General features: G+C 64.3%; 26 protein-coding genes. 7 read left to right on the top strand and 19 right to left on the bottom strand.

All coding sequences use genetic code 11. The features are described from left to right. Nucleotides 1-246 precede the first annotated feature (246 nt). Nucleotides 247-1,218, bottom strand: coding sequence for an integron integrase (locus tag ACLL97_RS17830; RefSeq protein WP_411281827.1), 972 nt, complete (start codon nucleotides 1,216-1,218; stop codon nucleotides 247-249). Between the two features lie 103 nt (nucleotides 1,219-1,321). Here ACLL97_RS17830 and ACLL97_RS17835 point away from each other — a divergent pair, with 103 nt between their 5' ends. Further along, nucleotides 1,322-1,753 (top strand): hypothetical protein, encoded by a 432-nt coding sequence (locus ACLL97_RS17835; RefSeq protein ID WP_411281828.1) that lies wholly within the window; start codon nucleotides 1,322-1,324, stop codon nucleotides 1,751-1,753. Nucleotides 1,754-1,807: 54 nt separating this feature from the next. Here the strand turns inward: ACLL97_RS17835 and ACLL97_RS17840 are convergent, their stop codons facing one another. Next, nucleotides 1,808-2,599 carry an SEC-C domain-containing protein gene (locus tag ACLL97_RS17840; protein ID WP_411281829.1) on the bottom strand — a complete coding sequence of 264 codons (792 nt, stop codon included), beginning with the start codon at nucleotides 2,597-2,599 and terminating at the stop codon, nucleotides 1,808-1,810. Between the two features lie 574 nt (nucleotides 2,600-3,173). On the opposite strand from ACLL97_RS17840, the gene ggt reads away from it, so the two are divergent. Genes ggt through ACLL97_RS17860 form a run of 4 tightly spaced genes read left to right on the top strand, consistent with a single transcriptional unit; the run spans nucleotide 3,174 to nucleotide 7,061 of the window. Further along, the gene (gene ggt, locus ACLL97_RS17845; protein WP_411281830.1) at nucleotides 3,174-4,757 is read left to right on the top strand and encodes a gamma-glutamyltransferase; all 1,584 of its coding nucleotides are present in this window, start codon (nucleotides 3,174-3,176) and stop codon (nucleotides 4,755-4,757) included. After that, the gene (locus ACLL97_RS17850) at nucleotides 4,757-5,647 is read left to right on the top strand and encodes an SRPBCC domain-containing protein (protein ID WP_411281831.1); all 891 of its coding nucleotides are present in this window, start codon (nucleotides 4,757-4,759) and stop codon (nucleotides 5,645-5,647) included. The genes ggt and ACLL97_RS17850 overlap by 1 nt, the downstream gene beginning before the upstream one ends. 36 nt (nucleotides 5,648-5,683) lie before the next feature. Beyond that, a complete protein-coding gene (locus tag ACLL97_RS17855) occupies nucleotides 5,684-6,274 on the top strand; it encodes a hypothetical protein (protein ID WP_411281832.1) in 591 nt (196 codons plus the stop codon). Then, on the top strand, nucleotides 6,267-7,061 hold the full coding sequence (locus ACLL97_RS17860) for a 1,4-dihydroxy-6-naphthoate synthase (protein WP_411281864.1): 795 nt from the start codon (nucleotides 6,267-6,269) through the stop codon (nucleotides 7,059-7,061). The genes ACLL97_RS17855 and ACLL97_RS17860 overlap by 8 nt, the downstream gene beginning before the upstream one ends. A gap of 22 nt (nucleotides 7,062-7,083) precedes the next feature. Here the strand turns inward: ACLL97_RS17860 and ACLL97_RS17865 are convergent, their stop codons facing one another. The 3 genes from ACLL97_RS17865 to ACLL97_RS17875 all read right to left on the bottom strand — a co-directional run bounded on the left by ACLL97_RS17865 (nucleotide 7,084) and on the right by ACLL97_RS17875 (nucleotide 10,503). After that, nucleotides 7,084-8,292 (bottom strand): porin, encoded by a 1,209-nt coding sequence (locus tag ACLL97_RS17865; RefSeq protein WP_411281833.1) that lies wholly within the window; start codon nucleotides 8,290-8,292, stop codon nucleotides 7,084-7,086. Nucleotides 8,293-8,490: 198 nt separating this feature from the next. Next, nucleotides 8,491-8,961, bottom strand: a complete 471-nt coding sequence (locus ACLL97_RS17870) for a tRNA (cytidine(34)-2'-O)-methyltransferase (RefSeq protein WP_411281834.1) — start codon at nucleotides 8,959-8,961, stop codon at nucleotides 8,491-8,493. A gap of 63 nt (nucleotides 8,962-9,024) precedes the next feature. Continuing rightward, nucleotides 9,025-10,503, bottom strand: a complete 1,479-nt coding sequence (locus ACLL97_RS17875; RefSeq protein WP_411281835.1) for a serine hydrolase domain-containing protein — start codon at nucleotides 10,501-10,503, stop codon at nucleotides 9,025-9,027. Nucleotides 10,504-10,692: 189 nt separating this feature from the next. Between ACLL97_RS17875 and ACLL97_RS17880 the strand changes: the two genes are divergently transcribed. Continuing rightward, nucleotides 10,693-11,790 (top strand): alpha/beta hydrolase-fold protein, encoded by a 1,098-nt coding sequence (locus ACLL97_RS17880; RefSeq protein ID WP_411281836.1) that lies wholly within the window; start codon nucleotides 10,693-10,695, stop codon nucleotides 11,788-11,790. On the opposite strand, the gene ACLL97_RS17885 is transcribed toward ACLL97_RS17880, so the two are convergent. The 4 genes from ACLL97_RS17885 to ACLL97_RS17900 form a co-directional block, all read right to left on the bottom strand. Then, nucleotides 11,791-12,804, bottom strand: a complete 1,014-nt coding sequence (locus ACLL97_RS17885; RefSeq protein ID WP_411281866.1) for a hypothetical protein — start codon at nucleotides 12,802-12,804, stop codon at nucleotides 11,791-11,793. Continuing rightward, nucleotides 12,698-13,045, bottom strand: a complete 348-nt coding sequence (locus ACLL97_RS17890; protein WP_411281837.1) for a multicopper oxidase domain-containing protein — start codon at nucleotides 13,043-13,045, stop codon at nucleotides 12,698-12,700. Before ACLL97_RS17890 ends, ACLL97_RS17885 begins: the two co-directional genes overlap by 107 nt. Nucleotides 13,046-13,261: 216 nt before the next feature. Continuing rightward, nucleotides 13,262-13,633, bottom strand: a complete 372-nt coding sequence (locus ACLL97_RS17895) for a multicopper oxidase domain-containing protein (protein ID WP_411281838.1) — start codon at nucleotides 13,631-13,633, stop codon at nucleotides 13,262-13,264. A 45-nt stretch (nucleotides 13,634-13,678) separates the two neighbouring features. Next, nucleotides 13,679-13,855, bottom strand: coding sequence for a hypothetical protein (locus tag ACLL97_RS17900; protein WP_411281839.1), 177 nt, complete (start codon nucleotides 13,853-13,855; stop codon nucleotides 13,679-13,681). Between ACLL97_RS17900 and ACLL97_RS17905 the strand changes: the two genes are divergently transcribed. After that, nucleotides 13,854-13,979, top strand: coding sequence for a hypothetical protein (locus ACLL97_RS17905; protein WP_411281840.1), 126 nt, complete (start codon nucleotides 13,854-13,856; stop codon nucleotides 13,977-13,979). The two genes, ACLL97_RS17900 and ACLL97_RS17905, sit on opposite strands and share 2 nt — an antisense overlap. A gap of 242 nt (nucleotides 13,980-14,221) precedes the next feature. Here ACLL97_RS17905 and ACLL97_RS17910 read toward each other — a convergent pair whose 3' ends face one another. The 10 genes from ACLL97_RS17910 to ACLL97_RS17955 form a co-directional block, all read right to left on the bottom strand. After that, on the bottom strand, nucleotides 14,222-14,701 hold the full coding sequence (locus ACLL97_RS17910; protein ID WP_411281841.1) for a hypothetical protein: 480 nt from the start codon (nucleotides 14,699-14,701) through the stop codon (nucleotides 14,222-14,224). A 146-nt stretch (nucleotides 14,702-14,847) separates the two neighbouring features. Then, complete coding sequence (locus tag ACLL97_RS17915) at nucleotides 14,848-15,276, bottom strand: hypothetical protein (protein ID WP_411281842.1); 429 nt, start codon at nucleotides 15,274-15,276, stop codon at nucleotides 14,848-14,850. Between the two features lie 284 nt (nucleotides 15,277-15,560). Continuing rightward, complete coding sequence (locus tag ACLL97_RS17920) at nucleotides 15,561-16,649, bottom strand: peptidyl-alpha-hydroxyglycine alpha-amidating lyase family protein (protein ID WP_411281843.1); 1,089 nt, start codon at nucleotides 16,647-16,649, stop codon at nucleotides 15,561-15,563. A 130-nt stretch (nucleotides 16,650-16,779) separates the two neighbouring features. After that, complete coding sequence (locus ACLL97_RS17925) at nucleotides 16,780-17,661, bottom strand: SDR family oxidoreductase (protein WP_411281844.1); 882 nt, start codon at nucleotides 17,659-17,661, stop codon at nucleotides 16,780-16,782. 33 nt (nucleotides 17,662-17,694) lie between these two features. Next, nucleotides 17,695-18,741, bottom strand: coding sequence for a saccharopine dehydrogenase family protein (locus ACLL97_RS17930; protein ID WP_411281845.1), 1,047 nt, complete (start codon nucleotides 18,739-18,741; stop codon nucleotides 17,695-17,697). Between the two features lie 55 nt (nucleotides 18,742-18,796). After that, a complete protein-coding gene (locus ACLL97_RS17935; RefSeq protein ID WP_411281846.1) occupies nucleotides 18,797-19,726 on the bottom strand; it encodes a serine hydrolase domain-containing protein in 930 nt (309 codons plus the stop codon). 217 nt (nucleotides 19,727-19,943) lie between these two features. Further along, complete coding sequence (locus ACLL97_RS17940; protein WP_411281847.1) at nucleotides 19,944-20,282, bottom strand: type II toxin-antitoxin system PemK/MazF family toxin; 339 nt, start codon at nucleotides 20,280-20,282, stop codon at nucleotides 19,944-19,946. Then, nucleotides 20,267-20,509 (bottom strand): ribbon-helix-helix domain-containing protein, encoded by a 243-nt coding sequence (locus tag ACLL97_RS17945; RefSeq protein WP_411281848.1) that lies wholly within the window; start codon nucleotides 20,507-20,509, stop codon nucleotides 20,267-20,269. The genes ACLL97_RS17940 and ACLL97_RS17945 overlap by 16 nt, the downstream gene beginning before the upstream one ends. Nucleotides 20,510-20,677: 168 nt before the next feature. Next, nucleotides 20,678-21,787 (bottom strand): 23S rRNA (adenine(2503)-C(2))-methyltransferase RlmN, encoded by a 1,110-nt coding sequence (rlmN, locus tag ACLL97_RS17950; RefSeq protein ID WP_411281849.1) that lies wholly within the window; start codon nucleotides 21,785-21,787, stop codon nucleotides 20,678-20,680. A 58-nt stretch (nucleotides 21,788-21,845) separates the two neighbouring features. Continuing rightward, entirely contained in the window at nucleotides 21,846-23,978 is a 2,133-nt protein-coding gene (locus ACLL97_RS17955; protein ID WP_411281850.1) for a penicillin acylase family protein, read from the bottom strand. Between the last annotated feature and the right edge of the window lie 338 nt (nucleotides 23,979-24,316).

Below are 24,316 nucleotides of genomic sequence, written 5' to 3' on the forward strand. Positions count from 1 at the left end.
CTACAATCTAACATGAGCACTCCCCCATTCTCCCACTCGGCACGCCACACCGCAAGTCGTCCGGCATGCTCAAACCCCACGCGTCGTCCCAGCCGCCAGCACCGGCCGCGGCGTTAGCTCGACCGATCTAACGCGCAACGCCTCGATAGCCTCCGACGCATAACAACGCGGCACACGACGCCCTCCCTGCTCCGCCCTCCCTGCTCCCTACTCCCTACTCCCTACTCCCTACTCCCTACTCGCCCTTCACCCCAGCCCATCCAACGGACTCCGTACCCCAAGCCCGCCCCGATTCATCACGTGCAAGTACATCATCGTCGTCCGCACGTCCTTGTGCCCCAGCAGTTCCTGAATCGTGCGAATGTCCGACCCCGACGCCAACAGGTGGGTGGCGAAGCTATGCCGGAAGGTATGACTCGTGGCCCGCTTGCCGATCTGCGCCTCGCGCACGGCGTTCGTGACCTCACGCTGCAGCACGCTTTCGTGTAAATGATGTCGCCGACGCTCGCCGGTTGCAGCGTCACGGTGGCTCCGCGTGGCCGGAAAGATCCACTGCCACGGCCAGTCCCGCGCCGCACGGTCGCCAAGCTTGCGGCGTAACGCATCAGGGAGCGCCACGTACCCGCCGCCAGCGGTCACGTCGGCCGCGTGCTGCGCCGCCATGCGCTGAAGATGCACCCGCAACGCTGGCAGCAGGCGCTGCGGCAACACGGTCACGCGATCCTTCTGACCCTTCCCCGATCGGATCACAATCTCGCCGCGCGACAGGTCCACATCCTTCACACGCAGCGTACAGCACTCCATCACCCGCATCCCACTACCGTACATCAGCGACGCCATCAGGCGCGTCGTCCCGCGCATCGCCTGCAACACGCGCTGCGTTTCGTCCCGCGTCATCACCACCGGGAGCCGCACGGGCCGCTTGGCGTGCAAATGCTGCATCTCGCCCGAGATCGGCATCGCCAACACTTCGCGGTACAGAAACAACAGCGCCGCCAGCGCCTGGTTCTGCGTGCTCGCGCTCACCTGCTCGTCGCGCGCCAAATGCGTCAGGAAGTCGCGCACCTGTACCGTGCCCATCTCGCGCGGATGCCGGCGCCCGTGAAACCGCACGTACCGCCGCACCCAGTGCGCATACGCCTCCTCCGTTCGCCCGCTGTAATGCTTCGCGACGATCCGGTCATGCAGCACACTCAACAGGGTCCGGCCGTTCGCCATCCTCCACCATGCAACGCTGTATCCGCCGCCGCGTAACCGCCTGTCTGCCGCCTTGGTCCTCACAACGCGTCACCACGGCCGGCTCCCCGAGCTCGGAGTTGTCATGTCACCCGATCTTCGTCAGCCGGATCCCCCCTTCGCCGCATTCTCAGTCCCAACGAGGAACGCCAGCTCACACGGCCGCGGCAGCGGTGCTCGCGCCGCCACACCAACCTTCGATACGTCGGCCGGCAAAGCGACCTTCGCCCCCACGGGCTGGAAACCACGTGCTCTCGATCGCTCTGCCATGCAAGCCACCGACTACAAGCGCGAAACGGCCTACTTTTCGGCGCTCATGAGCGGGGCACTGCACAGCGACGACGGCACGCAGGCCGTGCTCGACAGCAGCCGTGTGGGCGGTGTCGTGATCCGCGGCGGCTTTCAACCACTGTCGCCAAGTACACGCACTATCACCGCACCACGCCCGACGGCTACGACCTGCAGATCAGCAACGCCACCAAAGCGAATCGCACGGTCCGCTAACGCCGCACGTTAACGCCGCACGCTCACGCCGCACGCTAACGCCGCACGCTAACGCCGCACGCTCACCCTATCGTTCGCTCTCGGGTTCCTCGTCATACTCGTCGTCATCGCCATACGCCGCATCCGCCGTGTCCGTCCAACGCCGCGCGAGTCGGATCTGCCACGCCGGGTCGGTCTGCTGCTCGCGCGGAATCGGCGGCGCGCTCACGCCGGCGTCCGTGAATACGCTCGCGAGTAACGTCTTGCCGTCCATCAGCAACAACGAGTCGGCGTGAAGGCCCGAGAATACACGCACCCCGTCGGTCTCGATCACGTAGGCAAGAATGAACTCGCCAGGTCCAAGGTCGTGCGTGAGATCCGGCTCGTGCACGAAACAGGTGGTGTCGCTGAGTCGATCGGTGAGCGTGGTGCCCACGCCGGCTTCGACGGTCTCCACTTCCCACAGCCCGAGGGGTGACGACAGCGCGGCGGTCGCGAGGCGGCGCGTGTCCTCATCGGCCTTGCGACCCATGGCATCGTCAAGCCAGGCCGCGGCGATCGGCTTCGCAAGCTTCGCCGACGTGTAGTTGAAGAGTGACCACGCGGTGAACAGGTCGGCCACCGCCTCGTTGATATCGTCCTCCTCACTCACGCCCCACGCGTCGAGCGCTGGGTCCACCCAGTCGGCGCCCAACTTGCGCTCGGCCCAGTCGAGCAACTCCTGCCCCACCCGCTTCTGCCGCTGCAACACCGTGTCGCCGCGTAGCCATTCGGCGCGCGCGTCGGGGGCAAGGGCGGCGGCTTCGGGGGGCACGGCTGCGCCGTGACACTTCTTGTATTTGCGGCCGGAGCCACACGGGCAGGGTTCGTTGCGATCCATGATGAACGATAATGCGAGGCTAGCGCGTTCGGCATTCTCGTCATTCATTGCGATGGGCGCCTACTTTCGGGAACGTGGGATATACCCTCCGTCTTCGCCCAAGCGCTCACGCGGATTCGTTGCATTGAACGCGTAACCGAACTCCACGCGATGCTCCCGGGATACGAAGCATCGACGAGGTACCGGCGCGTCAGCGCGTTGTGGGTACGTCAAGTCGACCCAATCCAAGAACCCCAGAATATCATCGGTTTCGGTCAACGTGCTCCCGCAGATTTGACACTCCGTGAATCCGAGCGCAATGAGAGCCGAAGCATACCCCTGAATGATTTATTGTGTTGCGGGCTGTCGCCTACCGACACGCCGCCGCAAAATATCCTAATGTGGCCGTTTCATTGTTGAACGCCCGTGCCGCGTCGCCTATTTCCCATTTATGCGCCTACTCGCTCTCTGCCCCTGGGTGCTACCCGCCCTCTTCGCGTGCAGCACATCCGAACGTCCAGCCGAACGTCAGCCCGCCGCACCCTTAACGGTACCCGCTCCGCGCACAGCGAAGACAGCGACCGGCGATTCGGCGATGATCTCGAGCGCTTCTCCATTTGCCACGGATGCCGGACTCAGCGTGCTGCGACGCGGTGGAAATGCGATCGACGCCGCCGTCGCCGTGGCCATGACGTTGGCCGTCACGTATCCGTCCGCCGGCAATCTCGGTGGCGGCGGGTTCATGGTCGCGCGCATCAATGGATCGAACGTCGCACTCGACTTTCGCGAGGCCGCGCCCGGCGCGGCGTCACGCGACATGTATCTCGACAGCGCAGGAAAACTCACCGACCGCTCCGTGAATGGGGCCCTCGCGGCCGGCGTCCCCGGCTCGGTGGCTGGCCTGTTCGAAGCACACCGGAAATACGGCACGCTACCGTGGCGGGATCTGCTGCGCACCGCCGTGGCCCTCGCCGACTCCGGCTTCGTGGTCGACAGCGCATTCATCGAAGACGGCGAGGGCACGGCGTCACGACTGGCTTGCGACTCCACCAGTGCGCAGCTCTTTCTGGCGGGCGGTCACGCGCGCACAGTCGGCAGCCGCTGGCGCGCTCCCGGACTCGCGGCCACCCTGCAGCGTATCGCCGAGAACGGTCGAGACGGTTTCTACAAGGGTGAGACTGCCAACCTCATCGTCGCGGCCATGAAGTCGGGCGGCGGGATCATCTCGCAACACGACCTCGCGTCGTACCGCGCCATCTGGCGTGCGCCGATCGAGTTCACCTACCATGGTCATCGGATCGTCTCGATGCCGCCGGTGTCGTCAGGTGGACTGACACTCGGGCTCATTCTCGGCATTCTCGAGGGGATGGATCTCCCAGCGCCTGGCTGGCGCACGCCGCAGGCGATTCATCTGCTGGCCGAAGCCGAGCGTCGTGCCTTCGTTCGCCGCAACACACTGCTCGGTGATCCCGCGTTCGTGAAAATTCCGGTCGCGTCATTTCTCAGCAAGGATACGGCAGCAGCACTACGCGCGGAAATCGGTGCGATGGCGACAACGGGTTCGCCGCAAGCAGCCGCACGGGAAAAACGCCATACCACGCACTTCTCCGTGGTTGATGCCAAGGGCAACGCGGTGTCGATCACCACGACCATCAATAATTCCTACGGCTCCGGCTTCACCGTTCCCGACGCGCAGTTTCTCCTGAACAACGAGATGGACGACTTCACAACTGCGGTCGGTGCCGTGAATCAAATGGGTCTCGTACAGGGCGAAGCGAACGCGATCGCGCCGGGGAAGCGCATGCTGTCGAGCATGACGCCGACGATCGTGCTGGACTCGGCCGGTGCTCCGGTGCTGGTGACGGGCGCCGCCGGCGGTGCCTACATCATCACAGCGGTCGCCCACCTCATCGTGAGTGTGCTCGACTACCACCGTCCACTGGATGAGGCCATGACCGCGCCCCAGTTTCATCATCAGGACGTGCCCGACTCGCTCATTGTGGAGCGCGGCGCATGGGCCGACACGGCGGCCGCGATGATGGCGCCGCTCGGGCACGCGGTCAAGCCATCGCCGTGGGGAAGCCTCGCGTGGATGCACAGCATCATGCGGCGTGGTGACGGAAAGGGGTGGGACGGCGTGAGCGAGCCTCGCGGCTTTGGCTTGGCCCGCGGTTACTGATGTACGACCTCACCATCGCCCGTACCTCGCCACTCCCCGCCACCGCGCTGTATCGCGCCTGGACCACAGGCTGGGGTACGTGGTTCGCCGAGCCCGACTCCGCCCGCGTGCGGGCCGCCGTCGGCGAGCCGTTCTTTTTTGCCGTCGCGCAACGCTTCGACGACGGACGCGATCTGATACGGCATCCGCACTACGGGCGCTTTCTGCGACTCGAACCGACCGCCCTGGTGTCGCTCAACTGGGTCACCGGCGTAGGCGGCACGGAAGGCGCCGAGACCGTGCTCACCGTGCATCTCGATGCGATCGCGGGCGACTTCACGCAGGTCTCGCTCACACACGAGGGCTTTGTCACACGAGAATCGCGCGACGCGCACGAGAAAGCGTGGCCGTTGATCCTCGCCCATCAGGACGCCGCGCTGCAGGCGCTTGGCTCAGTCGAGCCATCGGCCAGTGCGCTGAGCAGCAACCGCTCGCTGCCCGACGCCACGTTCATCCCCGTGCGAAGCTATCCGGACGTCGACGCCGCGGTGACGTGGTTACGGGCGGTACTCGGCGCGCGCGAACGCCTGCGCGTTGCGGATGACACCGGACCACATCGCGTACAACTCACCGTCGGCAATGGCGCCGTGGTCGTCGCCGCCTGGGACGCGGCCGCCACGCCCGCCACCGGCGGACGTCCGCCGGCGGTGCTCATGGTGCGCGTACCCGACGTCAACGCGGCGTACGAGCGCGCCCTCGCGCTGGGTTTTACCGGGCTCACCCCACCGGCCGATTTCCCCTTTGGCGAGCGTCAAGCGTCGGTGCGCGACCCGGCCGGACACGCCTGGACGCTCACCCAAACGATCGCCGATGTCGATCCCGCCACTTGGGGCGGCGAACTCGTGGACTAAGCCGCAGCGCCTTACACTTCATGCCATGAGGCTGGCATGAGCGAAGTCGCGCGAATACTGGTAGTGGCGGCCACCGGGCGCGAACTCGCGACGGCCAACGGCTGGCTTACGCTGCTGTGCGGTGTGGGACCCGTAGAAGCGGCCGCCGCGACCGCAGCGGCCATCGCCGAACTCAGGCCAGCCGCGATTCTGCACGTCGGCATCGCCGGCGCGCGGCGTAGTCGCGCCTTCGCGCCGGCATCGCTCGTGATCGGCAGCGACGCGCGCTACGGCGATATCAACGTACCCGCGGAGTGGGCACCACATACCGTGCCGGCCTCACCTGCGTTACTGCTCGCGGTGCAACGCGTACTCCCTGACGCGCCCACGCTATCAATCGGCACCAGCGCCCGCGTCGGCGGCACCATCCATTGCGACGTGGAAGCCATGGAGGGATTCGGCGTGCTCCGCGCGGCACAGCGCGCCGGCATTCCGGCCATTGAGGTGCGCGCGATTTCAAACGAGATCGAAGAGGCCGACCGCGCGCGCTGGCATTTCGACGCCGCCTTCGCCGCCATCACGGCCGCGACGCCACAGCTTGTGCGCGCCATTGCCGCGAGCCTGACGAATGGGCAGCACGATGCGTGAACTGACCTTCGGCTACTCGCCCTGCCCCAACGACACGTTCGCGTTTCACGCGCTCACGTTCGGACTCATCGACACATCCATCCGGATTGCGCCGGTGTTGCTCGATATCGAGGAGCTCAATCGTCGTGCGCATCACGGCGAGTTTGATCTCACCAAGCTCAGTGTGGGCGCCTTCGCAGCAGTCGGCGATCGCTACACGCTGCTGCGCAGCGGGGCCGCACTCGGCCACGGCGTGGGACCGCTCGTCGTCACGCGCACGCCCATGTCACTGGCCGAGGCCGTGAGTGGCGTCGTGGCGATTCCAGGACGCGAAACCACGGCGTATCGCTTGCTGCGCCTGGCCGCCCCGTCGCTGGAGCAGGCGGTTGAGATGCGTTACGACCGCATTCTGCAGGCCGTAAGCAGTCGCGAGGTAAAGGCGGGGCTCATCATTCACGAAAGCCGGTTCACGTACGCCGATCACGGGCTGCACAAAGCCGTCGATCTCGGCGACTGGTGGGAGCAGGAGACGAATTTGCCAGTACCGCTCGCGGGTATCTGTGCCCGCGCTGACCTCGCCGCCGATACGGCGACCGAAGTGGAGCGCGCTATTCGCGCGTCGGTGCAGTATGCCTTCGATCATCCCGAGGCAAGCCGCGAGTACGTCCGCGCCAACGCGCAGGAACTGTCCGACGAGGTGTGTGCGCAGCACATCGCGCTGTACGTGAACGCACACAGTCTCGACATCGGATACGATGGCATGCGCGCCATTCGGCGACTGACGCACGACGACACCGCCAACCGGTAATCGGCCGGTAGTCGCTCGCGTGTTAGAAGTTGAACTGCGCCTGCACCCGCAACGTGCTCCCGCGCTGCTCGTTCTGCGGCTTCAGCTTGTCCTCGAATCGACGATCACCATGGTACCACTCGGTCACCAACTCAAACGCTGGATTCGGCTGCCACTCGATCCCCACTTCGATGTCGTTCACGGAGTAGCTGCGCGCATCGCGCTCGTGCTTCTTCCCGCCTTCGTACACCTGATATCGCGCGAATGGCAGAAACATCTGTCCTCTACGTTTCAGCAGATACGAACCAGTTGCGAAGCCGCCGCGGAGTGAACGCGTTTCAATACTATCGCTTGCCGGATTGTACTCCGGACCGCGACCCACATTGTACTCGGCGAGCAAACCGAATGGCTTGGGAGCGATGGACAGTGTACCCAGCACACGCTGGTCGGCGTAGTTCCAATCGGCGCGCCCCTTCACGCCAGTACTTCGCTGATCGGCGGTCACGACGTAACGTCCACTGTACGCAGCGATCGACGGCTCGATGATCTGCGACTTCACCGCAAACGGGTACGTGAGTCGCGCCACCAGGTGCTGGTTGTTGTTGGCTTCTGCCCGGTTCGCCGTCTGCCCGTTGAATGCGCCGACCGCCAACACACCATAGTCGCCACTGCCCTTGTACCCGTCGTTCACCAGACTCGAGAAGCGGTCGCGGATCTTCTTGGGCGCCCACATGAAATAGGCGCCGAGATCACGCTCGTTCGCGTTCGCGCTGTTCGTCGGGTCGGCGCGATCGAGCGGCAGTCGATTCTGACTGCTCTGCATGTTCTCGAAGCTGTACGGCACCTTGCTCTGCCCGAACCGAATGCGGAACTCGTTCTTGGCATCGAGCCCCACGTCGGCGTACCAGTCGCGCAGCTGCGCCACGTGGCCCGTGGTGCCGGCCGAGCTCACCAAGTCGGGCTGCAAATAGATGTACACCCGTTGGTGCACCTGCCCCTGAAAGATGATGCGGGCTCGACGGATGAAGAATCCGCCATTATTCCCAAGACTGCGGTCGCACTGCTCGCAGTTCAACTCCCGGTTCGTCTCAAGCAGCCGGTTGTAGCGCACCTGACCGTAGCCACGGATTCGGATCTTCTCGTACCACGGCGTCGCGACAGGGCGCGCCGGCGTGCTTTGCGCGGTGAGTGCTGACGACAGGGCAGTACAGAGCAGCAGCGTGCTCAACGACAGATTGCGAAGCTGTGACATGCGTTGGAGGATGAACTACTCAAGTCGGGTGCTATAGTCGAGATATGTAACGAAACCGTCAAGATTATGGCGACAAACCCGCAACAGTTTGGTAACGAACGATCTACCGGTGCCGATATCACGTCCGCTAAAAAGAAAGGGGCGCTGCCACTGGCAGCCCCCCCTTGCGAGAATACCCAACCTATCGGGAGGGAGGAGTCAAGAAACGAGCCGCCGTTGCCGCAGCACCTCATACACCGCCACCGCCACCGACGTCGACAAATTCAGCGATCGCACCCGCTCCGACGTCATCGGCAACGCCACGATCCGATCTGCATACCGCTCACGCAGCGCCAGCGGCAATCCACCCGTTTCGCGCCCGAACACCAGCACCGTTCCCTCCGCCGGCGCGAGCGGCACATCCCAGAATAGCTGCGTCGCGTTGGTCTCGAAAAAAAACGGCGCCCCGAACCGCGGCAATTCGCGCTCGAACGCTTCCCAGCTGGGCCACACGCGCACGTCCACGTGCTCCCAGTAGTCGAGCCCGGCGCGCTTCACCTGCGCATCATCGAGCGAGAAGCCCAGCGGTTCGATCAGATGCAGCGTAGCGCCCGACGCCAGACACGTGCGCCCCGCGTTCCCCGTGTTCCAATGAATCTCCGGGTGCACCAGTACCACATGAATACTCACTGCTCACTCCCCAAGAGTTGACGTTCCCAGCACGATCCGATGTTCATGCCTCACGCGACGCGCTCACTTCGACGGCACGCGATCGAAAAACCCGTCGCCCGTAATGATCCGCCTGACCCGGCCATTCTCCTCGACGAATCGCACCACCTCGCCCACTTCGGCGCCCCCCGTGCGTGCGGTATAGCGGAAGCGTCCGCCACCCAGCGGCTCCAGTGTCACCGGCGTGTCCACATTCGCACCGTTCGGCGTGATAAGCACCAGCTTCTGGTTCAGGAGCACCACCTGCGCGTCGCTCCAAGCGCCGCGATACAGACCGGCGAAGCGCGACCACGACGCGTCCCATGCCACCACCACCGGCTTCGGCGCGCCGGCCTTCGCCACCGCGGCACCGACCGTGACGATTAGCTGTCGCGCGATGTCGCCCACGTTTGAGTCATTCGTGTTCGTCAGCACAATCACCCCCACCTTGTCGTCCAGCTGGAAGAACGTCTGCGTAGTGTTGCCGAGATAGCCTCCACCATGCCCCACCCACGAGCGGTCGTTGATGCGGCGAATGTCGAAGCCGAGCCCCGTGCCGCTCACCCACGTCTCATCCACCGCGCGCGCGCGATGCATCTCGCGCCACGAGCCACTGCTCACGATCTGCGCGCCACCGCGTGGTCCGCGGCGAAACTGTGCCGACACGAACTTCGCCATATCTGTCACGTTCGACGTGACACCGGTGGCCGCCGCCATACCGCGGGCATCGATGAACGGAATGATGGCGCGCGTGCCGTCGGGCATGCGGCGCCCATACGGCACAGTGAGACCGGGCACCGTCTTGTCCACACTCGACTCGGTCATACCGAGCGGCGTGAACATGTTTGTGGCCACGTAGTCGGCCCACTTCTGACCGGTGATCTGCTCGACCACCAACCCCGCCACCGCGAACGCCAGGTTCGAGTACTTCCACCGCACACTCGGCGCGAACGCGGCCTGACGGTCGGCGTAGAGTTTCTTGATCTCACTTTCAGTGGGAAACTCATTCGTCGACCAATGGTCACCGGCCTCGCGTTGCAACCCCGACACGTGCGAGAGCAGTTGCTCGATGGTGATCGGCCCGTCGTCATCTCCGGCAGGCTTCGCGGTAAACCACGGCAAGTATTTCTGAACGGGATCGTCGAGGCGCAGCTTGCCCTCTTCACGCAGCTGCATGATCGCGATCGCCGCGAACATCTTGCTGTGCGACGCCATGCGGAACTTGGTCTGCGGCGTCATCGCGACCTTGTTGGCGACGTCGGCGAAACCGAATCCCGTGGCCCACACCAGCTGTTGATCGTACACCACGCCAACGGCAATGCCGGGCAGACCGCGATAGGCGATTTGTCCTTCCATCCACGCCGAGAAAAGTCGCTCGGCGCCGAGGACATCGGGGTCGGTGGCGATCGACGGTGCGGCGGGTACGGCGACCGACTGCGCAACGAGCACGCGAGGTGCCAGTAGCGTGATAGCCAGCGCGAATGCCGAAGCACCGCGCAACACGGTGGGCCGTGAGTAGAACATAGGACCTCGCAAAGGGGAAATGACGCCTACGACCGTGCTACCTTTATCCGAACACCAATGAATCACACCGCCGGCTAGCGGTGTCCAACCAAAAACCACAAGATCAAAGTGAACGTTCGATTTTCCGCATGTATCGTTGCGATCGCTTTGTTTGCCGCCTGCAGCGAGCAAGGCGTTGCCCCTGCCACAATGGTCGGGCCGCAGCTCGAGGTGAGTGCCTCGCTCGGCAGCAACGTAGTGATCGAAGGTTCGACTGGACCTGGTTCGCTCTACAAGATGGTCAAGCCAGCCAACTGGAATGGCACGCTGTTGGTGTATGCCCACGGCTCGACGGGTGCCGAAGACCCGGTCGCCCTCCCGATCGTCGGCGAACGCTTTGTCAACGCGCTGACTCAGGAAGGGGTGGCCGTCGCGTTTTCGAGCTTTTCGGAAAGCGGGTGGAATATCAAGGACGGCGCTCAGCGCACCCACCAACTGAATGGGTTGTTCACCTCGAAGTTTGGACAACCGACCACCACGTTCGTCGCCGGCCAATCGATGGGTGGACTCATCGCAATCAAGCTCGCTGAGGACTATCCGACCCAGTACGCAGGTTCGCTGCCAATCTGCTCTGTTGCCGGGGGCACTCGGCGTCAGGCGGACTACGACGCGAATGTTTGGGCCCTCTTCGACTACTACTATCCTGGCGTGCTGCCGGGCAACGCTGCCGCGCTCCCTCCAGGCGTGGACTGGTTCACTGACATCGCCCTGCCCGCGGTCAATGCCATGTATGACAATCGGAGTCCTGTCTCGAAGATCATCGCGATCACGCAGACGCCGGTTCCGGGAATCGATTTTGACCACCAGGTCAGAGGCATTTATTTCGCACTCGGCCTCAACCAGTTCTTTCTCGGCTCGTTGGTCCCGAACGGGAACCCGTATTTCGACAACGCGTCCACGCAGTACACAAGCGCGACCCTGCCTGCGTCAGAGTTGCAGACGATCAACGCGGGCATCGCCCGGTACCGTGCATTGCCGAGCACACTGAACGGGATGAACAACAACTACACCCCGTCAGGCAAACTGAAGCGGCCAATGTTGATGTTGTCTGGGTCATTCGATCCGAACGTGCCGGCGTTCAATCAAGCGGCATACCTGGCCGCGGCCACGAGCGCAGGGAGCACACAGTTCCTCCTGCAGCGTACACTGCCCTCCGAATACCATTGCACCTATCCATTCAGCGACGTGGTGTCAGCCTTCCACGATCTCGTACAGTGGTCGCGGACCGGAGTGAAGCCGGCGACCTGACTACGCGATTCGGCGCGCAATGGTCAGCGATGGCGATGGGCCAGCGCGCGCCGACTCCCGAAGCACGCGACAGGTCGATCTCCGACTCGCCCGTCTCGTCGGCAAACTTCGCAGATGCTGGCGCCGCGCCGTTGTTCCGCCGTCGACGCGGACGGTGAGTATGCCGTCATTCAGCATCAACGTCAGCCCGCGGTAACGACCGGCGTAGCGCACGAGCGTCGCCGCATCGGGGGTATAGTTCACGAGACGCGTCGCGCGCCGTGCGCTGCCGTCTGAGCCTACCGTGATCGAGGTGCCGTCGAAGCGATACGGCACCAGCGGCACGACTTCCCTCATCAGACCACGCTCGGTGGTAAACGGCACGAACGTACCGTTCGCCAGCGGCATCAGCGCGACCGGCGGCGACTCCACGTTCGCGACTGTCCGACTGATCTTGAGACCCGCCGTGCTATTCCATACGCTCACGATCTCCGTACGCCGGTCGCCGTAGGTGCCGACCAGCGTCTGCAGCATCTCGCTCGAAGGATCGTCAAGCAAACGTGCCGTTCCGGTCGTCGCGATCCGGAGCGCGTCATCGGACACCGCTCCGACGCCGAACGCCACACGTTGAATTGGCGGCCCTGGCGTACCGAGGTACGCGGTCGCGACCTCGAGTACGTAGATGCCCGGAGCAGTCGGCATCCACTGCATATCGACCGTTTGCCCAACGTCCGTGCGCAGTGACGCTTCGACTGCGGTGCGCATGTGCGTAGGCAGTGTCGCGCCATCGCGGGCTAGGGGGCGCCACTGCACCGGCTTCCCGTTCTTGAGCAGTCGCACCGTTTTTACGTCGGTGGTGCTGATGTGCAGGAAGCGCAACCGGTAGGTGGTACCCAGTTCGAAGCGCTCGGTTGTGGCAGGCAGCCGCTCACCCTTCTTTATCACGAGCCGCGCGCCATAGAGCCCTTGCTGTAATTCGGCGTGCGGTCCACCATGAATGTGATACATGAACGATCCGCTGCGCGGCGGTGTCATGAATACACTCATCAGAGTCACCCGGCACTATCGGTGATCGTGTATGGCCCTGGACACCACTCCCGTGTCCAACGCCGTCGTAGGAGCTGTCGAGCTCCATGCCGTGCCAATGCACCGACAGTGGAATGGGTAGGCTATTGTGCACCACGATACGCGTCGGCTCGCCGCGCGTGAGCACCAGCGGCGTACTCGGCACCACGATCGAATCGGGCGCCGGACGCTCGGAGCCGCGCTGCAGCACGAAGCCGTACCCCGCGTCGTTGCCGAACCGCCGCGGCTGCGTGCCGGTTCACAAATCGATTCGACGGGTGTTGGCGGGCAGTGCCTTCGCCGCCGCGGTCCGCGGGGAAACCGTGATGCCCATGATGAGTTCAGCCATCGCATGTCCCGCGGCATGTCCCGCGGCATGCCGCCGGACATGTCGGCCACCTCGTGGGTTGCAGCAACCGCCGCCGAGTCAGGGGGGGGGCGCCTTGCAAGTGTACCGGGGGAGCATGTCTTCGGTTACCGACAGCGGCTGCGGCGCACGAATGGCAGTGTCGCGCTGAGTGTCCCCACGAGCCTTCACGGTGAAGTAGAAACCGTGCAGGTGCATGGGGTGGTGGTCACCGCTGATGTTGATCACCCGCCAGCGCACGGTTTCACCTTCGGCGTAGTGCAGCAGCTCCGTGCACGGCCATTCCAAACCGTTGAGCGAGAGGTTGAGCCCCACCGTGATCATGAACATCCGTTCAGCGGGATCAACGACCGTATTGGCGGCGTCCACGATGAAGGCGCCATCGAGTCCACCCGTGGGGGCACCGCGAGGCGGCGCTACCGTATCAATCACGACGTTCGCGTAGTAGCACGAGGTGGCCGGAGTTGACGGCGTGAATTACACCTCGGGCGTCGCGCCTGGGGCCAGTACGAGTGGGGGGCGCGGCATGAACCCCTTGAGTTCCCCCACGGTAGTGTCGCTCAGCGCGCGATCAGCAAGCCCGCGCAGTTGAATCGACATGTCGAGCTGGCTCTTTCTCGCGTCCCGGCGCCACGTCACACTCTCGATCTCCATGTCGATATGTCGGACGCTGATCGTTGGGCTCGACCGGTATCGCGGCAACTTCGACCGTGCTGACGCGGGCCGGAAGCGCCGCGGCCAGTGGAGCGACGGCAACGAGGGCGATCGCGACAGTTGATGCGACTCGGCGTAAACACATTAAGGCATCCTTGACAAGGCCTGACGCGGCGCTGACGCGCCGATACGGTGCGGGCTCCCGATGTCGCGTACGATCGGCGAGAGAGGCACGCGGCGCCGATACCGAAGGGATTCCCGGACTTCGCGCTCGACCTCGTGGTGGACGTGCGATGCGTGGTCAATACGTCCAACCGCTTCGTCAGCAACGCACCGTACGAGGTCTTTCATCCCGCAGCATCCGTATCACTCGACCCGAAAGGTGCGCCGCCTTGTGAACAGCACATCGTCCGGTTGCCGGCGCCCCGTGACCTGCAGCGTCACCACACCAGCCGTCGCGAAGGTGACAACTGCCGGCCGGCGAGTGACGCGTAGTTCCAAGGTGCACACGGTGCGCGGACCGATCGCCGCGACGCGCTGGTAAGGCACGATGTCCGCTTGCAGGCCAACCACCGTGACCACCATCGTGTCCTCGGCAACACAGCCGCCGCCATACGTCGTCACGAAAACCGTCGCCGGTATTCCCGCCCGCACCACGGCGGGAAATTCGATGATCGTCGTATCGGTATAAAAGTGCAGCGTCGCGACCCGGCGCGTGGCGCGCTCGGCCGACGCAGGTTCGTCAGCGAGCGGAAGTTCCTGCGGGCGCGTGATGCGCAGCGGATCGCTGGCACAACCAACCAACGTCGCCAAAACTACACACATCACCCAGGTTGTCGCTCGCACTCGGTACCTCCTCCACGCAGGCCTGTGGAAATTCAAGCGAAGATCTACGATTGATCGCTGCAGACTCGCTCCGACGTGTTCAGCCACCTCAATACTTGGCGGTGTCGTAGCCGTTCGGCCATCATGAGGCACCGCATGCGACGCGCCTACCTTACCACGAACGTGGGCGACGTATGCGTGTGCCCATCGACCTCGAGCCGAATGCGGTAGGTCCCCGCCTCGCTGATACCGGTCGCGCCCGCGCGCTCGGCCCCTCGCACCAGCGCTACCGGACCGATGAGCGCGATGGCGACACAGTAGGTGCTGGAGTAGCCGACCCACCGAATCCGCTCGAGACGGTCAACCTCGACAGAGATGGAGGGCCCACACTGTGGGATACCGACCGATCGGTCGCTGAGGTTCTTCAGGACGAACGGAATAGTGGCGGCGCCCGTAGGAGTGCGAACGAACTCGCTTGCCCGCACGTCGATCTGTACGGAACTCATCGGCTCGAGCACGTCCTTGCCACAACTCGCCAGCGCCAAACTGACTGCCGCACAGGCACCGAGAAGAGCAGCGCGACGAATGGGTAGCATGCGCCTCCGTGGCTGAGGATGGACGTCCAGTAAGAGAAACAACCACCCTCAACCTCAACACGTCACGTGGCACAGCGAAATTGCGACGCCTGCGTGTTGCAGCAGCATCAGCGGTCGGCAGCATGCACGCGAATTCCGACGCCGAGGGGCCGGTACCACACGCGCCGATCGAGCGCGCCAGGCCACAACATGTATCGAGACGCACACATGAACAGGCGCGCGCCCGCCGCCGCGACCATCGCACACCGTCCTGCCACGATCCAACCGAAAGCGCTACGACCGCACTATCGCTGCCCTTGCGTCGGACGAAGCGTGAGCTTCTGCACACGCCAGTTGAGAATCTCGCCGACCCACAGTTCGTTCTCTGACGGACAGGCGATTTGGTGAATCCACCCGAACTCACCGACGCCTTTGCCCGCGTCGCCCATCACGCCGAGCACTTTGCCATCGAGCGTGAGCTTGTAGATGCGACCGGGGACCGCATCAGCGCTGTAGAGGTACTGTGTCGGACCTTTGGTGATGCAGATGGCCCACGGTGCCCCTGACGTGGCGAGTGCGCTCGTACCGGCTCGCGGCTGTGCGCCGAGCATGACGTTCACGTCTTTGGTGTAGGGCACATCGATCGTCATGACCCGCAGCAGGGCGCCATTCGGGTCGAATACCTGAATGCGACGATTGGTGCGGTCACCAACGTAGATGTTTCCCTTGGCGTCGTTCGCGATGGTGTGCAGGATGTTGAACTGGCCCGGCTCCTTGCCGCGTTCACCCCACGTTTTGATCCAACGCCCATTCTTATCGACTTTTACCACGCGTGAGTTGTTGTAGCCGTCGGCAATGAACGCGTTGCCATCGTTGTCCCACGCCACGTCGGTCGGACGATTGAATCCGCCCCAGCGTGGTGCCGGCTCGGGCGCACCGGGCACGTGCGGGGCTCGCTCTTCGACCGCTTCGTCACGTCGGCCAAGCACCATCAGCACACGGCCCGCGTTGTTGAACTTCACGATCATGTTCGTGCCTTCGTCGCTGGTCCACACATTGCCCTGTGGATCGACGCGCACCGTGTGCGCAAACGAAAAGCCATAGAGATCCTTGCCGATCTCACGAATGAATTTTCCGTCGGGGCCGAACTCGAACAGCTGCGACGCGACGCCGTCGTGCACACTGCTGCGCGCACCCGTACGCGTGAACACGTACACGTGGCGACGCTGGTCGACATCGATGCCGGTCACTTCGCCGAAATGCAACGATGGTGGCAATACCAGCGGCGACGCGTTGGCCTCGTACTTGATCTCGCTCACCGCCTGCGCGGACAGCGGTGCGACGCGCGCGGCCAGTAGTGTCGCCACAACAAGAAGTCGATCGAACGTGCTCACGGTACATACCTCCAGAGGATCGCCTGGGCGGGTGCACCCTCGTGCCCCGCGTCTCTCAAACGCTACGGCGAAACGATCCTCGTCGTAAGTCTGCCCTGACAGGGTCGATGTTGAAAAAACAGTACCCGCCCTATCGTGCGTCGTCGTCCCGCTCCCCCATGCCCACGCTAGTGGCACCAAACGCACGGCCAATCGCGAGCATTTCCGCCTCCGAGTCCTTCATCATGGGCGCCATCTGCGGCGTCGTGAGCGTCTGCATGAACGCGCTATTGAGCAGTTGACGCAGGGCCGACGCCACGCCCAAGCTTCCCGGCACGAACACTTTCCGCGCGCGCGTCTCGCAGGCGTTCACGAAGGCGGTCGTGCACGCCTCGAGCGACGTGACCACGCCAAACGGCCCGGGCAACCTCGCCAGCGTGCGCCGGAAGCTGGAGAGATCGTGCTGCACGTCGCGCACCATGTCGGTGTCCACCCACGACATGTGCGCGCTGCCAACGCTCACGCCATGCGGCAGCATCTCTAATCGCAACACGTTCGCCAGCTGTTCCACCGCCGCCTTCGACGCTGCATACGCCGACATCCCCGGCATCGCCGTGAAGGCTGCCGCCGATGACACGATCAGCACATAGCCCTTGCTGGCCAGAATGTGCGGCAGTGCCGCCTTGATGGTGCGCATCGTGCCGATGACGTTCACGTCGATCACGCGCGCCATCGTCTCGACATCCACCATCGACACCGTGCCCATGTTCGCGATCCCGGCGTTCGTGATCACCACATCCAGTCGCCCGAAATGCGCCACGGCGGTCGCGACCGCCGCGTCGAGCGCGACCTGATCCGTAACGTCGGCACGGTGCCAGGTGGCGGCCGCGCCCAGTTCGTGAGCCAGCGCCTGCAGTCGCTCCGCTTCCAAGCCAACCAGCGCCACCCGCGCACCCTGCTGCACGAGCCGTTTGGCCACTGAAGCGCCAATGCCACGCGCCGGCCCGGTGATCAGCACGACCTTGTCACGCATGCGATACCTCCGCCCCGCGGGGCGAGAACGGAGTCACGCGCCAAGTACCACGGTGCACTCCGGAAGCGACTCGAGGAACCCTGCGCCGAAGGCGGATGACGGCGTGTGGTAGCCGGCGGGCGGGGCGGCGGTTAGCACACGACGCGCACTCTCCACCGCCGCCATGGCCGTCAGCCGGTACCCTTCCGGTGTTTCCGCGGTGCCTTCAACCGTTCGGCCATCCGCCTGCGTCACGCGCCCCCACAGGTGCATCCGTGCACTCGCGCGCACCTCCGCACTTGGGCCCCTCACCCGCTGGTCGATCTGCGATTCCACCAACCGCTGCACGAACGGTATCGAGAGCAACGGGCTCACGAGCTTCGTCAGGCCCATCATCCGCACGGCGCTCGGCGGCATCGCCAGATAGGTGTGGATGTTCGGAATTTTCGTGGTCCAGTACCCGGTGGACACGTCACCCCACGGAATCGTGACCGCGGCGCGCCGACGGTCGCGGAACGGAATCGACTGCGTCTTCCATCCGGCCGGCACTGTCGTGATGCGCCCGTCTTTCCGGATGGCGCCGCCCTGTGGGGAGCCGAGCACCATCGTTTTCAGCGTCCCGCGACTGAAACCGCCACCGCCGGCGAACGCCAGCTCGAGAAGCTGTGCACCCGGGAGCCGTTCGGCTAATCGCGCCGCGAGACAGTCCGTCGGCACCACGTCGAACCCGACGCCCGGCATGACCACGATGCCCGCCTGCTTCGCGTCATCATGCCGCGCACGACAGGCTTCGAACACGGCGATTTCGCCGGTGATGTCGAGGTAGTGCACCTGCGCCGCGAGACAAGCGCGCACCATCTGAGCGCTGGTGCGAAAGAACGGACCGGCCGCATGCACGACCACCGTGATGCCAGCCAGCATCGCGCCGAGTGCCGCCGCATCATCGAGAGATGCAATGCGCACGTCGAGGCCGTGCTTCGTGGCGAGCGGGGCGAGCGACTCAGCCCGACGCCCGGCGAGCACGGGCCGTAATCCGCGGCGCATGCATTCCTCGACGATCAGTTGGCCGGTGTACCCGTTGGCGCCGTAGATGAGCAACACGTGGGGCAGATGAGATGGTGAACGGGGCCCGTTTCGCGCAACGCAAAACAGTCGGCTACTTCAGCTTCACGAACTGGATGCCGGTGATATCGCCAGTATCGAGGATGAAGCCCGTCACGTTGCCGGATGCATCGCGTTCGAATCGCACCTCGGGCGGGGCGCCGATCACCGTGAAGCGGGTGCCCGCGGTGTCACGAGCGGCCAGTGCCATCGGCGGCAGACTCAGACGCTGCAGTGCGATGCCACCGGTGGCTCCTCGCAGGATGGTCCATCGGACATCGAGCTCCTCGGAGAAGTATATGCCGGGGAGATCTCCGACCACCTTCAGGAGACTTGGACCTGCGGGCTGCCTCGGAACACTGAGTGGGGCCGCTGCGGCCGCGGGAGTCGGCGTTGCGAGTCGATCGCCGAGATACACATCGATAATGCGATTCTTGAGAACGTACGGTTCGGCCGTTCTGATATTGCACAGAATCGTGATGGTCATATCGGCCGACGGAACGACGGCGAATTCGGCGCGATAGCCGGCGTATGTACCACCATGCCGAACGATCGGGAGTCCGCGATAGGTATCGAAATACAGTCCCGTGGCGTAGATGAGAGTGTCTCCCGAGGCGAGACGCCCAGGCGTGATCATCAGCGCCGAGAGTCCTGGCGTTTTCAGTGCGCCGTCAAGTGCCGTTGGATTCCATTTCGCCAAGTCCTCTGCAGTGGTGAACAGCCCACCGTCGCCGACCACATCGAACCCCGGCAGGCGCGTGCGGAACCCACCACTCGCGAGTGGTTCGTAGGCCGTGGCGCGCCGAGGCACGGGCGTGGTGTGATGGTCGCGAAACACGGTGCCCGTCATCCCGAGCGGTGCGAACAATTCTTTCGCCGCAAACTCCCGGAGCGAGAGACCCGCCACCTTGCGGACGATGAGCGAGAGTAGGGCGTAGCCGGTGTTGCTGTAGAGATGTTTGCTACCGGGTGCGAAGTCGCGCACGTTCGCATCAAGCGAGAGCTGACCGCGCAGCCGGGAGAACCCGGTGACTGAAACGCGGCGAACAGCGCATCTACTGCCTGCTGTTGTGGATCCGGCTGTGTTGCGGATCTCGCGCCGCGGGACTGCGCCGCCAGAGGCGTGGTGGTCGCGATCAGACAGAAACAGGCGACGATCGGCGTGCGTGTCATGGTGTCCAGTGTTCGGGTGCAGCCCTCCGCTAAGCGCCGAGAATCTCGTTCAGACCTTCCAGCACCTGGGCAATTTCCTCGGGGGTCGCACGTGCAAGCCGCTTTCCGATGCGTTCGGTGGCAAGCGTGCGAATCTGGCTGATCTTGACCCACGAGCGCTTCGCGAGCTTCGGGCTCGCCAACTCGAGCGTCAGGGGGAACCCGGCGCGCTGCGGTTGGCTGGAAAGTGCGACGGCGATGACGGTCCCCGAACGCGCGTTGAACACGTCGGCACTGAGAATCAGGACTGGCCGGAGGCCCGCCTGCTCGTTGCCACGATTCGGGTTGAGTTCCGCCCAGCGGATCTCGCCTCTTAGTATTCTGGCCATTCGGCGAGATCCGCGGCGAGGCCTTCTTCCGCCAGCGCGCGCTCTTCGGCGGGGTCGAGCTTGGCGCACTCCTCGATGAGTCGGCGGTGCTCGAGGCGGTCCAACTGCGCGTCGATCGCGGCTTCGATCGCCTGACTGCGGTTGGGATACCGATCGTCACGAACCAGCCGATCTACGCGACGGAGCGTCAACGTATCGAGCGTCACGGCAACTTTAGCTTTTGGCATGGATACCTCCAGTGGTAGGAGGATACGTCACACCCGCCGGTCCGCGCAAGCGACCGCACCGGTACGGACCACGATGCCATCTATGCACGCTGGACGGCAACCCTGCCGAGGCCCGCGCGTACCACGATCCCGCAACCAGCGTTACGACGGCATCAATCGGCTATCCGATCACCGCGCGACGACCGCCAGCTGCCCACACCCGGCCGCGATATCGATCCCGCGCCGCTGCCGCATCGTACTCGGCAACGCGAACTCTTGTTGCAGAATCTCTCGAAAGCGGTTGCCCGCATCGCTGTGCGTAGGCGCACCGCCGTAGCCGACGGTGGGGTTGAGTGGAATGAGATTGACATGCGCGGGAAGTCCGCGCAGCAGTTCGCCCACCGCGCGCGCCTGTTCCTCGCTGTCGTTCTTCCCCTCAATAAGCGTCCACTCGTAGAAAATGCGGCGCCCTGTGATCTCGCTATACGTGCGGCACGCCGCCATGAGTTCATCGAGCGGCCACTTGCGCGCCGCCGGCACCAGCGCGGCGCGCTCGGCCTGCGTGGCCGCGTGCAGCGAGACGGCCAAATGAATCGGGCGTTGCTCAGCGGCCAGCCGAAGGATGCCTGGCACCACCCCAACCGTGCTGAGCGTAATGCGCTCCGCCGCCAGCGATGGCCCACTCTGGTCGAGCATGATATCGACGGCGTGCATGACCGCATCGTAGTTGTGGAGCGGCTCACCCATCCCCATCAGGACCACGTTGCGCAGGCGCGTACCGAGCGCATGTCGCGTGGCGCGCGTGGTCCCCTTGGTCGCTCCCGTCGGCGCCTCGTGGCGCAGCACACGCGCCACGTGCACCACCTGCGCCACGATCTCGCCCGGCGTGAGATGACGCGTATAGCCCATTTGCCCCGTCGCACAAAACACACACCCCATGGCACAACCCACCTGCGAACTCACGCAGGCCGTCACGCGACCGGAGAACCGCATCAGCACCGTCTCGATCCGCTCAGCGTCGGGGAGCGACAACAGATACTTGCGCGTGAATCCATCGCTGGACGCGGTTTCCAGTGCCGTGGGGAGCACACCAAGTGTGGCCTCTGCCCGCAGTCGTTCGGCCAGCTTGGGCAACAGCTCCGGCATCTCGTCCAGCGATGACACGAGCTCGATGTACAGATATTTCCAGAGCCGCGCGGCGTGCACGGGCTTGATGTCCCAGTGCACGAGCTGCTGCTGCAGCGCGGTGCGGGTGAGGCTGTAGAGATTGAGACGTGGCGCGACGTCGTTCGGTGGCATGCCGAAAGCTAACGGCCGACCTCAAGCGGTACACTGCGCGACGGGCAGATGCGCGCGCTCAGAACGTTTTGCGGCTCTCGAGATTCGCCATGATGTCGGCTCTCGTCCGCCACATCGGCCGCATCTGCTTCTTCGATGCCAACGGCAACTGATCGTCGATGTGCTTCGACCCCTGCTTCGACCAGTTGCCGTAATTGAGCAGCACCTCAGCGCGCTGCGGCACCGAGTACTCGACAATGGCGAAGAAGGTGTCGCCCGAAACCGCCTCGACCTTCCCGTCCTTGAAGGCACTTACACCGATCGTACGGATCGCGCCCAGCTGCGACGGTGCGCCGTTGCCCGGAACATCGACCGTGCCGCGGCGGAAGCGCAGTACGTCTCCCCACTTGGGGTTCAGCACGCCGTATTCCTTCGCAACGTCGCCGGCGACGCGATCGAGAGTGGCCATCGCCTTGGCCGAGTCCTTGAAGCCGCGCGGCGTGTCCAGCGGACGCGCGTCATCGGTTGGCACCTTGAAGCCGCCGATGTTCTCGAATGACGATCCCGCCGCCGTCATGAACTTGAAGAACAGCAGCATGCCGTCGCTCTCCACCTCGCCCTGACGATCCCACTTCGAAAGGACGTCAGCGGCCTTTTTGGCCCGCACCGTGCCACTCGCCTTGGCGGTGGCGACGATATCGTCGACGAACTGATCGGCGGTCTCCACACGCGTCGACAACTTCCACGCCTTCACATCGTCGAACGTGATCTTCTTGGGCGCCGTGCTGAGAATGCGTATGCCGCGCTGCGCGCGCTGCGTGATACCCTGCGGCGCGGCGAATCCGGCCGCGAACTTCTTGGAGTCGAGCGTGATCGGATACGTGGACGTCCACGGCATGTCATTCGAGTTTTGCACCCAGCCCTGCCGCGGATCGACGACCTTGGGAATCTTGTCCCACGGCACGATCTCGTTCGCAATCAGCGCCGACTTGTCGCCAGGCACTACGCCCTGCCAGAATTGGTAGTCGCCGGTCGGGTGCTTCCACAACGTGGCGTTGTAGAAGTAGCCAATGTGCCCATCACGATCGGCGTAGGCCGTATTGAACAGCGGCAGTTGCTGCATGCGCATCGCCGCTTCCCACTCGGCGAAGTTTTTGGCCAGACCCATACGCCAGAACTGCTCAAACATCTTCGGTCGATCGAGCGCAGCCACACGCATCGCAATCGGCGAGCCGCCGCGTTCGGCCACGACTGGCCCGTGCACCGTGCGCCGCACGACCAGCGCTTCGTCCTTCATCCCGCCGTTGGCCTGCTTCACCTTCATGATCTCGGTGTGCGTATCGAACGGCTTCACCTGGCCGTCGAGCACGTAGCCTCCATCTTTCAGCACCAACTTATAGAGGTCGGATTCCGCTGGATTGTTGGTGGTCTGCGTCCAACCCACGTACTCGGTGAAACACTGGCGCAGCACGGGAAACCCGACCCACACGGCGCCGTACGACGTCACGCCGGGCGCGGTCAGCTGTACTTCGAAATACGTGTGGATGTCACCCCACTGCAGGTGCGAATTGCTCATGAGCAGCGCTTTGCCGGTGGCCGAGCGTGCTGGCGCGATGGCCCATTCGTTCGAGCCATGCACGTCCTGCTCCCAGCGCGCCAAGCGGCTCTCGAGGCGGCGCGGACTCACGATCCAGTCGTAGTGAATGACGCGCAATCCGTGCGCGTACACATCTTCCACGGTGATCGGCAACACGCCCTTGGCTTCGGGACTCAGGTCGGCCTGATGTTCGGCGGCCCACGCGTTCAACCCTTTGGCGAAGGCCGCAATCAGTGGCGCGAATTCATTGCTCTGCCCCGCCGCCCACTGCTTGGCGGTGGCGGGAAGACCGTTGGTGCGCACCCACTTGTCGGACTCGAGGTATTGCACCCCATAGAACTCAGCGCCGCGACCGCGCGCCTGCGCGTACAGCCGCACCAGCAGCTCACTGTGCGCCTCCATCTGCGCGTAGCCATACGCCTGGAAGAGGCTCGGATGATCGGGCGCGAAGATATGCGGCACACCGTACGTGTCCCACAGAATCTCGGTGCTGGTCGCGCCGGGCGCCGCCGGCGCTGGGGCCTGCACCGAGGTGCAGCCAGCCACCGCGAAGGCGGCGAAGACGAATACCGGCACGCACGACGCGCGAACCAGCCGAGCCGACAGACGGGTCATGGGAATCACAGACCGGCGGGAGACGAGGAAACTCAATCAGCGTCAGTCGACCGTACGGCGTAGTCGGCTGCCGCGCAAGCACCGACGCTGGTGCCGCTTCTCGCGCCGGTGACTTACGTGTCCGCCGCCACCGTCGACGCCCCCGCGCCATTCGCAGATCCGCGCATCCGCACCGTTCCTAATCGCCCCCCACCCGATCACGGACCGCCGCCCCGGCCCCCGCGTACCACGATCCATCAACAGCACACCGCCATTACGAGCGCACCAACTTCTTGTACGTGATCCGCGTCGGCATGTCCGCATCCGGGCCCTTGCGGCGCTTCAAGTCCTCGATGTAG

Origin of the sequence: Gemmatimonas sp., assembly GCF_046594945.1 — a bacterium.
Lineage (GTDB): Bacteria > Gemmatimonadota > Gemmatimonadetes > Gemmatimonadales > Gemmatimonadaceae > Gemmatimonas.